The organism is uncultured Dysosmobacter sp., assembly GCF_947631165.1.
Lineage (GTDB): Bacteria > Bacillota > Clostridia > Oscillospirales > Oscillospiraceae > Oscillibacter.
On record NZ_CANRKH010000072.1, the window covers coordinates 1 to 8,490 of the forward strand.

An 8,490-nucleotide genomic window follows, 5' to 3' on the forward strand; every position below is an offset into this window, starting at 1 on the left:
TAGAGTGTCCCGTGATGTTCTTTCAGATAATTTAGGCGCATACGTCCATACTTTCCGATGGGACGGCTGCCCGTGTCCGGCAGTATGAGATTTGGAAGAAGATAATCTCCTTCGACCCGGTATGTACCGCCCATTTGTTCAAATAGCGATTCCATTGACGGCTCCTTTCCGTGTGATAATTGTGATTGCAGTTTGAGGTCTGCGCCTGTCTGCTCCTTTCCTCATAACTGCTTTTTCAAATCGTCACAAATGAGCCGCAGTCATGATGTAATTTTCGAGGAAGAAACCCTCCTTTATAAATTACATCATGGTTGATGATGCTGTTGCTCTCACCGTCCAGCTTATCTTCTTGGGACAACCGCTCATAACAGGCCGTCAAACCCTCGGTGTCGTCCTCCTGCTGGCTGTTGTGGGCGTAGAACTGCAAGACCGTGTTCTGAATAGCTGTGCGGGTTTCCTCCCGCAGAGGGGCAGTACTGGTAATGCGCTGGAATGTGTTGACCGGCGTAATGTTCGGCTTCATCATTTCAGCGCACCCCCTTTCTGGAAAAAGGGAAGTTGATGCGTTTGATTGTCAAGGTGCAAGGTTGTATCAATTTCGTTTGTCCGTGCCGCACAGTAGTACAGTGCGATCACCATGTCCGGCTGTTTGCTCATTTTGGCCTCCTATTCCGCAGCCGGAAAACGGGGCCTTGATACAATATGGTTATATCATATCAGGCCCCGTTAGTCAGCTCAAAAATTCTTGTTCAGGGCTGGGACTTTTTCTGCTCCAAATCACCCTGAATTAAACGGTTAATCTTGGTTACTGCGTTCTCTCTGGCCCTGTCGCTGACAGTGGCCCGAACGATATAGCGAACGCCCCCAATCTCGTACTGACGTACAACGGGGGCGTTGATCTTTTGCGTTAATACCGTACTCATACGGTATAGTCCCCCTTTCTTGGAACAAAAGGTTTGCTGTAAAAGGGGCATAAATCGGACGGCTGTTGGCCCAGCACCACGGGACTTTCACCCCCGCGTGGTTCACACGCGGCCCTACCCATCGCCTGCGACGCTTTTAACGCTCGGACTGTGGCTGTAAGGGAGTATCGTTAGCGTATGTGCCGCTGATTATAGCTGCCAGCTTTCGGTGTAAGCGGTTCCCGCTCTCCCATAGGGTATGAGGTCATGGCGCGCCCACCGATGCGGCACATACAGAATGTGTCCGTTGCCCTATGCTGCTCCGCCGTTATCTTGCGGGCTTTCTTTGTCAAGGTGCAGCGCCGGGCCGGAGGCGGGGGAACAGGGAAAGGGTAAGCTGTTCCGTCTGCCCAGCCGGGCCGGTTGCCGTCAGTCCACGGCGACGATAGCGTAGATGAGCTTGATCTCCAAAAGATGCTTCATGTACTCGTCCACGCATACATGGGGATAGCCGTACTTGTCATAGAGCGTCCGGGTACAGAGCTTGTTTATGTAGCTCTCGTAGTACCGTAAGACTTCCTCCACGGCTTCGGCATCCCCGGCGCGAGCGGCTTCGATCACCGATAAAGGCAGAAGCGCCCGCCCCTTGTAATTGGGGTTCGACATTTGCGCTAACCTCCTTTCGGCATTAACGCCGCCAATTTGCTCCGCAGTTCTTCCAGTGCCTTCCGCCTGCGCCGCTGAACGGCATAGCGGGACAGCTCCATGACTGTGCCGATCTTGCTGTCCGACATTCCCAGGACACAATGCAGAATTAAGATACTCTGCTCCTGTTCCGTCAGCCCGGCAAAGGCGTCGGCCACAAGCTCGTTCTCAATCGGCAGATCACACCCATGCGACGTAAAAACATGGCTTTCGCTGGGGTAGCTGTCTACCGTGGAGAGCTTGTCCATTTCTCTCTGCGGCAGGATGCTCAACGACATTTGGCGGTCGTGCAGGCTGTCCATTTTCCGCAGATAGTCAATGGCTTCATGTTCCAGTGCCAGCTTGCAGTAGCGGTCAAACTGGCCCGGACTGTTAAAGCGGGGGGTTACTCCCATCTTCTCACCCCCTTTCGTCGGGGGATGGTGGTGGTTCTCTCCCTTTCCGCTAACAGAGCGAAACGATTAGGCCAAACTGCGCGGTAAAATGCCGGTTTTGAAAAATATTTTTTCAGCCGGTCGGCAAGCGGCGGAAAACGACAAAAATCGCCCGGCGGGTTTATAACCCACCAGGCGATATATAAAGTATTTATTTCGCAACTTACACTGTATAGTATAAACTCATAGCCGCAGTTCTCCCAGGCGGAGAACGGGCTTTTTTTGATGGTGCAATTTTCGTTTGATTGGGTCGAAAGGCTATGCGTTTCATAGCGGCTGCCTCCTATCAGCCGCCAATCCTACCAACAGTCAGACGGCGGCTTTCATCATCGAAAACCGCCGTCTGATTTGGCATCATGTAAATTGGGCGCGGGAAATGAACTGCCCCGACCAACGGTTTTTTTCTTTCCCCGTCGGGGCAGGCAATCCATGTACCAGCCAGACCGATATGCGCTAATCGGCCTGCTGTGCTTTTTCTTTCAACTTTTGGAACGATAGGTCACTGATTACGTGTTCTATCTGGTGAGCGTCCTGTTCTGCCGTTTTCTGATCGACACCAGCAGCGATTAGCTGTTCCCTAAAGAATTGGTGACGCTCGTAAATCTTTTCGGCAACCGCTCGTCCTGCATCGGTCAGGCAAAGACATCCGTTTTCATTTACGACCAGAAATCCACCAGTTCGCAGTTTTTTCACCGCATGGCTGACACTTGCTTTGGAATATCCCATATGTTCGGCAAGATCAACCGATCTGACACTTCCCCTTTTCTGGTGAAGTATCAAAATGGCCTCCAAGTAGTCCTCTAAGGATTTGCTCAATGTCAGGTCTGTTCACCTCCTTGTGGCTGGGCAGGTGTTTCCACAGTTAAAGCACGATGAATTTTAATTGCAAAAATGAATGTAACTGCGGTTGTCAGTAAGTCGGCTGCTGGCTGTACCCAAATGACCCCGGACAACTGGAACAGCCGAGGCAACACATAGATCAGCGGCAGGAAGAAAATCCCTTGTCGGCTCAAGCTCAATAGTCCACCCACCAAACTTTTTCCTATGGAAAGATAAAGGCTTGCATATACCATCTGGAAACCAAAGGTGATAAACAAGATCGCGTTCAGCCGGAGGGCCATGCTTGCCAGCTTTACCATTTCCGTATCAGTGCCGAAAAGAGATACAATCGGTTCCGCAAAGATAACAAGGATAATGGCCGCAGCAATTCCAAAGGTAGTAGACCAGATCAGGCAAAGGCGGATAGCCTTTTTCAGCCGGTCAAATTTCTTTGCGCCGTAGTTATATCCGGCAAATGGCTGGAAGCCTTTCAAAAAGCCAAAAACGATGTAAGTCCCGACTGTCATAATACGGGTGACTGCTCCCATCGCCGCCACAGCATAGTCCCCGTAGGGCTTCGCCGCGCTGTTAGTAAGCCCCATAGACGCGCTGGCAAGAAGCTGGAACAGAAGCACAGGAATACCGATTTTCAAAATCTCGCCCAAGAGCTGGGGGGAAAGCTGGATGTTCTGTACCGACAGCCGGAGAACGCCCTGTTTTGTCGCTATGTACCCAATATAGAGAGCCATGTTGACACACAGAGAGATCACAGTAGCGATGGCCGCGCCTTCAATGCCCCAGTCCAGGCCGTAAATCATAATGGGGTCTAAAATGACATTGGTGATACTGCCCGTGAGCATAGCGATCATGGTGAAGCGGGTAGCGCCCTGTGCGGTCAGAAGATTGTTCATCGTGACGGTAAACACGTTGATAATGGAGCCGGTCACATAAATTTGAGCGTAGCCTTTCGCATAGGGCAAAATCGTATCCGTTGCTCCCAGCGATACCAACACGGGGGCAAGGAATATCATAATTCCTGCGATGATGACCGCCCCGACAAGGACACTGGCAAAGAGGGCGGTGGAGGCGGCACGGTTGGCCTCTGCGTTGTCACCTTTTCCAAGTGACCGGGAAATGTAGGAAGATGCTCCAGCGCCGAACATCATCCCCAGGCCAATGACGATCTGAACGATGGGGAATACCACGGACACCGCTCCCATCTGGCTCATGCCCAAGCCGCCCACAAAATAGGCGTCGATGGCGTTGTAAAGTGCGGAGATCAGCATACCGATCATGGTCGGCACACCTAATTTCATCAACGAGGCCGCTACTGGCTCGTCCCGCATGATGCTAATTCGATTGCTGCTTTGCTGGTTCATTGGTTGTCCTCCTGATTTTTGAATTTATTTCGACGGTGGGAACCGTATCGCTCCCGCCGAAGAATACTTTTGATGATCGTGCGGTATTGCAGATTGTCGGTTTTCAATTCCTTTTCAATTTCCTGGCAAATGACTTCCTCGCTTTTTTGCAGTTCGGCAGGGTAAAGCAGATCAAACGCAATCGTGGTGTAGCGTCCGCTTTCCAGCAGCCGGAAATGGTCTATGCTGACCTTACCGCCATACCTTTGCAAAACGATTTCAGCTTTATCCTGTAAATGCGCGGTCAACACATCATCATCTATGAGATAATCAGCTTGAATGAAGCAATCACAATGAAACTGTTTGTATAAGGTGCAAGAGATTTCGTGGATTGCGTTGTAAAGCTGTTCACTGTCTTTTCTGTACCCCTCAACTCGTAGGGAGATCACAAAATAGCCAAACCCATAGTCATGCACCATCAAATTCTGCACCGCCGCAATTTCCGGGTATGCCTCGACAGTCCGCAGAACATCGTCAATCATGCTCTGGTCGGTGGCTTGGCCCATAACCCGCCCCAAGACTTCCCACAGGCTTTTTATCCCTGCTATCACAATAAATCCAGATACCACAGCGCCGCAGTAGCCGTCGATCTGCCAGCCTGTTATATGACCGATTACGGTTGAGAGCAAGACCGCTCCTGTGGCGGCGGCGTCGCTGATACAGTCTGCCGCAGTTGCTTTCAGCGTTTCGGAATTTGTAACTTTCGCAAATTGCCGATTGTAAAAATACATATAGGCTTTTACCAGAATGGACAGCACCAGGACGATAACCGTTGCCACGCTGAACAGCGGCTTTTGGGGATTGACGATGGATTGGACAGCGGTATGTATAAGCTGGCCTCCCATCAACACCACGGCAAGAGAAGCAAAAATTCCCATAATCCACTCAAACCGTCCATGCCCAAACGGGTGAGTGCTTCCCCGGCCATACCGTGCGATCTGGAACCCCAAGAGCGTCATAAGCGAAATTCCTGCATCTGACAAGTTGTTAAATCCGTCCGCAGAGATAGCAACAGAACGGCTGAAAAGGCCAGTCACGATTTTGGCCGTACACAAAAGCAAATTCAGGATAATGCCTGCAACACTTGACAGTGAGGCATAAGCCCTCTTTACGGCAACGTCAGATATGTTTGCTTTGCCTTTGAAATATAGCTTGATTAGTTGGGCCATCATTTGCTGTTCCTCCTTTAATCCTGAACTTAAATTCAATATTGTTCAATAAAAAAAAGGAACCGGTCTTAAAGACCGATCCCAGACAAGTACATTTTGGATAATCTATGTAAAATCATAATTGCCCATTCCTTTCCCTGATAGTGATACATGATTTGCATGAGGCCGTCCACAAAGTTATTCGCAATAATGTGGATGAAAACTGCATCTGTGGAGTGATCGTCCTGATGCTCCAGCAAGTGCGCCTCTATGTCTTTAACAAAGCGTTCTTTCTCACATTCATACTTTGTGCCGCCGCTCTTGTCAATCAAGATAATAAATTCTTTTCGATGGTCAAATAGGTTTAATAGACAGTCCGTTTCCGCCATACTCAACCCATAGATTTCTGTGTTGATGTGCTTGTGTCCAGCTTCTCCGCCAGCGGTCAGTACCCGTTCCCAATCATATAGCACAGGGCGGAGAATGGCATCGAACAGATCAGCCTTGTTTTTATAGTAGGAGTAGATAAGGCCCGTAGGGATTTGAGCATTGGCCGCGATATTCCGCATGGCTGCCAACTTATAGCCCTTATCGAAAAATTCATCTAAAGCAGCTACAAGGATTTTTTCCCGTATCTCGTCTTTCAATACTTGCGCCATATTGACCTCCAATATTGAATTACTGTTCAAGTATAGACCACAATAAGCATTTTGTCAAGCCTCTTTTCATTCAGCTATCAGATGGTTTGCAAAATCTTATATAATAAAGGGTAATACCTGCCTTTTATACTTTATTTCCATTTGAAAATATAAAGTATACAATGTAGGTGGGTGATACAATATGGCTAATATCCAGGATTGTCCCGGTTTTGAGGCTTTTGGAGAGGACGCAAAGGCGGCAAGGAAACAACTGCGGATGTCGCGGCAAAAAGTCGCAGAGTTGGCACACATCTCAACAGTTTATCTTATCAACATCGAGAACGACCACATAATTCCAAGCCTGCCCGTCATTATACAGCTTGTCCATGTTTTGGGCCTGCCTGTTGAGAAATACTTTGGCCTGCCCGCTGTTGAAGTCGAAAGCCCCCAGCGCCAGCGCGTCAGCCATAAGGTGAAACTGTGTCCCGAAGAATTTCTGCCTATTATAGAGGGTGCATTGGACGGGGCCATCGGGGACAAATAGAGGTCGCTTTGCGAGGACGCAGAGCGGCTTCTATTTTTTTGCGTTTTTTTGCTGAATTGCTTACCTTTAGCGCACAATTTTCCTGTTTCAATTCGCTTTGTTAGTACGAAGGACGAGGGAAGCGGAACGGGGGGAGGGGTAACGGAGCAAGCATAGGGAGTGTGGCCACACTCCCGGAAAACGGCCCGCTCCGGCTCCCTGCCGGGCCGTGTCCGTTTTCGCTTGTTGGGATAATCCCAAACCCTTATTCAGAATGGAGGTGACGCATGGCGAACAGAAAGCGGAAAATCGTGCTGCGTGTCCCGGTGACGGCGGAGGAACAGGCGTTGATACAGCAGAAAATGGCCCTGCTCCATACCGGCAATTTTTCGGCCTATGCTCGGAAGATGCTCATTGACGGCTATATCGTCAACGTGGACACCAGCGACATCCGGGCGCAGACGGTGGAGATACAGAAGATTGGCGTCAATGTCAATCAAATTGCCCGCAGGGTGAACAGCACCGGCACAGTGTACGCACAGGACTTGGAGGACATAAAGGGGGCGCTGGCGGAGATATGGCGGTTACAAAGATACATCCTATCAAGTCAACGCTGAAAAAGGCTCTTGACTACATTGAGAACCCGGACAAGACAGACGGGAAAATGCTGGTGTCCTCTTTCGGCTGTTCCTATGAAACGGCGGACATTGAATTTGAAATGCTGTTGGCCCAGGCCATCCAGAAAGGCAACAACTTGGGCCACCACCTGATACAGTCCTTTGCTCCCGGCGAGGCCACGCCGGAGCAGGCCCATGAGATTGGGCGGCGGCTGGCCGACGAGGTTTTGCAGGGGAAATATCCCTATGTGCTGACAACCCACATTGACAAGGGCCACGTCCATAATCACATCATTTTCTGCGCCGTGGATATGGTGAATTGCCGGAAATATGTTTCTAATAAACAAAGCTATGCGTTTATCCGCCGCACCAGTGACCGGCTGTGCCGGGAACAGGGGCTATCCGTGGTGAAGCCGGGCCAGAACCGGGGCCAGTCTTATACAGAATGGAACGCCCAGCGGCAGGGCCGGAGCTGGAAAGCGAAGCTGAAAATTGCCATTGACGCCGCTATTCCCCAGGCAAAAGATTTTGAAGATTTTCTGCGGCTCATGGAGAAGCAGGGCTATGAGATAAAGCGGGGCAAATTCGTGTCGTTCCGCGCTCCAGGTCAAGAGCGGTTCACCCGATGCAAGACGCTGGGCGAAGCCTACACCGAGGAAGCGATCACCGAACGCATCCAGGGCCGGGCCATCGTTACCCGGAAGCCGAAAGCCCGCAAAGGAATTTCTCTGCGTATCGACATTGAGAACAGCATCAAGGCCCAGCAATCGGCAGGCTATGCGAGGTGGGCGAAGATACACAACTTACAGCAGGCGGCAAAGACCATGAACTTCCTGACGGAACACGGGCTTGACACCTATCCTAATCTGGAAAGTCGGGTGGCGGAGATCACCGCCGCCAGCGAGGAAGCCGCCGCCGTGCTGAAAGCCGTGGAAAGCCGCCTTGGGGAAATGGCTGTGCTGATAAAGAACGTCACCACATACAGGCAGACCCGTCCCGTGGCGATGGAGTACCGGCGGGCGGCGGACAAGGCCCGGTTCCGGCAGGAGCATGAAAGCACCCTGATATTGTACGAGGCGGCGGGGCGGGCCTTGCAGGAAAGCGGCGTGAAGAAGCTACCCGATCTGGCCGTGCTGAAAGCGGAGTATGCCCGGCTGGTGGAGGAAAAAGAACGGCTGTACGCGAAGTATGGCGAGGTAAAAAAGGAGTTGAAAGAGTACGGCATCATCAAGCAGAATGTGGACGGCATTTTGCGGGTAACGCCCCGGCAACAGGAAAGGAAGCAA

General features: G+C 50.9%; 13 protein-coding genes. 3 read left to right on the forward strand and 10 right to left on the reverse strand.

Going from position 1 to position 8,490, the window contains the following annotated elements:
* The 10 genes from Q0Z69_RS16105 to Q0Z69_RS16150 all read right to left on the reverse strand — a co-directional run.
* Positions 1-155, reverse strand: a 155-nt coding sequence (locus Q0Z69_RS16105) for a TnpV protein (RefSeq protein WP_367272341.1), incomplete at its 3' end; no start/stop codon positions are given.
* 80 nt (positions 156-235) lie between these two features.
* On the reverse strand, positions 236-526 hold the full coding sequence (locus Q0Z69_RS16110; protein ID WP_298035423.1) for a hypothetical protein: 291 nt from the start codon (positions 524-526) through the stop codon (positions 236-238).
* Complete coding sequence (locus Q0Z69_RS16115) at positions 523-657, reverse strand: hypothetical protein (RefSeq protein WP_298035424.1); 135 nt, start codon at positions 655-657, stop codon at positions 523-525. The genes Q0Z69_RS16110 and Q0Z69_RS16115 overlap by 4 nt, the downstream gene beginning before the upstream one ends.
* Positions 658-749: 92 nt before the next feature.
* Positions 750-923, reverse strand: a complete 174-nt coding sequence (locus Q0Z69_RS16120) for a hypothetical protein (protein ID WP_298035425.1) — start codon at positions 921-923, stop codon at positions 750-752.
* A gap of 408 nt (positions 924-1,331) precedes the next feature.
* Positions 1,332-1,568 carry a helix-turn-helix domain-containing protein gene (locus tag Q0Z69_RS16125; RefSeq protein ID WP_298035426.1) on the reverse strand — a complete coding sequence of 79 codons (237 nt, stop codon included), beginning with the start codon at positions 1,566-1,568 and terminating at the stop codon, positions 1,332-1,334.
* Between the two features lie 5 nt (positions 1,569-1,573).
* The gene (locus Q0Z69_RS16130) at positions 1,574-2,002 is read right to left on the reverse strand and encodes a sigma-70 family RNA polymerase sigma factor (protein WP_298035427.1); all 429 of its coding nucleotides are present in this window, start codon (positions 2,000-2,002) and stop codon (positions 1,574-1,576) included.
* Between the two features lie 492 nt (positions 2,003-2,494).
* On the reverse strand, positions 2,495-2,863 hold the full coding sequence (locus Q0Z69_RS16135) for a metal-dependent transcriptional regulator (protein ID WP_298035435.1): 369 nt from the start codon (positions 2,861-2,863) through the stop codon (positions 2,495-2,497).
* Positions 2,860-4,239: an MATE family efflux transporter gene (locus tag Q0Z69_RS16140; protein ID WP_298035428.1), complete on the reverse strand. Its 1,380-nt coding sequence runs from the start codon at positions 4,237-4,239 to the stop codon at positions 2,860-2,862. The genes Q0Z69_RS16135 and Q0Z69_RS16140 overlap by 4 nt, the downstream gene beginning before the upstream one ends.
* Positions 4,236-5,450, reverse strand: coding sequence for a cation diffusion facilitator family transporter (locus Q0Z69_RS16145; protein ID WP_298035429.1), 1,215 nt, complete (start codon positions 5,448-5,450; stop codon positions 4,236-4,238). Before Q0Z69_RS16145 ends, Q0Z69_RS16140 begins: the two co-directional genes overlap by 4 nt.
* 65 nt (positions 5,451-5,515) lie before the next feature.
* Positions 5,516-6,085 carry a TetR/AcrR family transcriptional regulator gene (locus Q0Z69_RS16150; RefSeq protein WP_298035430.1) on the reverse strand — a complete coding sequence of 190 codons (570 nt, stop codon included), beginning with the start codon at positions 6,083-6,085 and terminating at the stop codon, positions 5,516-5,518.
* A gap of 181 nt (positions 6,086-6,266) precedes the next feature.
* On the opposite strand from Q0Z69_RS16150, the gene Q0Z69_RS16155 reads away from it, so the two are divergent.
* From Q0Z69_RS16155 to Q0Z69_RS16165, 3 genes are all read left to right on the forward strand, one after another.
* A complete protein-coding gene (locus Q0Z69_RS16155) occupies positions 6,267-6,608 on the forward strand; it encodes a helix-turn-helix domain-containing protein (RefSeq protein ID WP_298035431.1) in 342 nt (113 codons plus the stop codon).
* 266 nt (positions 6,609-6,874) lie between these two features.
* Complete coding sequence (gene mobC / locus Q0Z69_RS16160) at positions 6,875-7,204, forward strand: plasmid mobilization protein (RefSeq protein ID WP_298035432.1); 330 nt, start codon at positions 6,875-6,877, stop codon at positions 7,202-7,204.
* Positions 7,165-8,490 (forward strand): relaxase/mobilization nuclease domain-containing protein (locus Q0Z69_RS16165; RefSeq protein WP_298035433.1); only part of this gene is annotated, 1,326 nt, incomplete at its 3' end. The genes mobC and Q0Z69_RS16165, both read left to right, overlap by 40 nt.

Bases quoted from the DNA above. Each gene is read 5' to 3' on its own strand.
- Q0Z69_RS16115 (WP_298035424.1), bottom strand. From the start codon at position 657: ATGAGCAAACAGCCGGACATGGTGATCGCACTGTACTACTGTGCGGCA.
- Q0Z69_RS16120 (WP_298035425.1), bottom strand. From the start codon at position 923: ATGAGTACGGTATTAACGCAAAAGATCAACGCCCCCGTTGTACGTCAG.
- Q0Z69_RS16155 (WP_298035431.1), top strand. From the start codon at position 6,267: ATGGCTAATATCCAGGATTGTCCCGGTTTTGAGGCTTTTGGAGAGGAC.
- Q0Z69_RS16140 (WP_298035428.1), bottom strand. From the start codon at position 4,239: ATGAACCAGCAAAGCAGCAATCGAATTAGCATCATGCGGGACGAGCCA.
- mobC (WP_298035432.1), top strand. From the start codon at position 6,875: ATGGCGAACAGAAAGCGGAAAATCGTGCTGCGTGTCCCGGTGACGGCG.
- Q0Z69_RS16145 (WP_298035429.1), bottom strand. From the start codon at position 5,450: ATGATGGCCCAACTAATCAAGCTATATTTCAAAGGCAAAGCAAACATA.
- Q0Z69_RS16125 (WP_298035426.1), bottom strand. From the start codon at position 1,568: ATGTCGAACCCCAATTACAAGGGGCGGGCGCTTCTGCCTTTATCGGTG.
- Q0Z69_RS16130 (WP_298035427.1), bottom strand. From the start codon at position 2,002: ATGGGAGTAACCCCCCGCTTTAACAGTCCGGGCCAGTTTGACCGCTAC.
- Q0Z69_RS16150 (WP_298035430.1), bottom strand. From the start codon at position 6,085: ATGGCGCAAGTATTGAAAGACGAGATACGGGAAAAAATCCTTGTAGCT.
- Q0Z69_RS16110 (WP_298035423.1), bottom strand. From the start codon at position 526: ATGATGAAGCCGAACATTACGCCGGTCAACACATTCCAGCGCATTACC.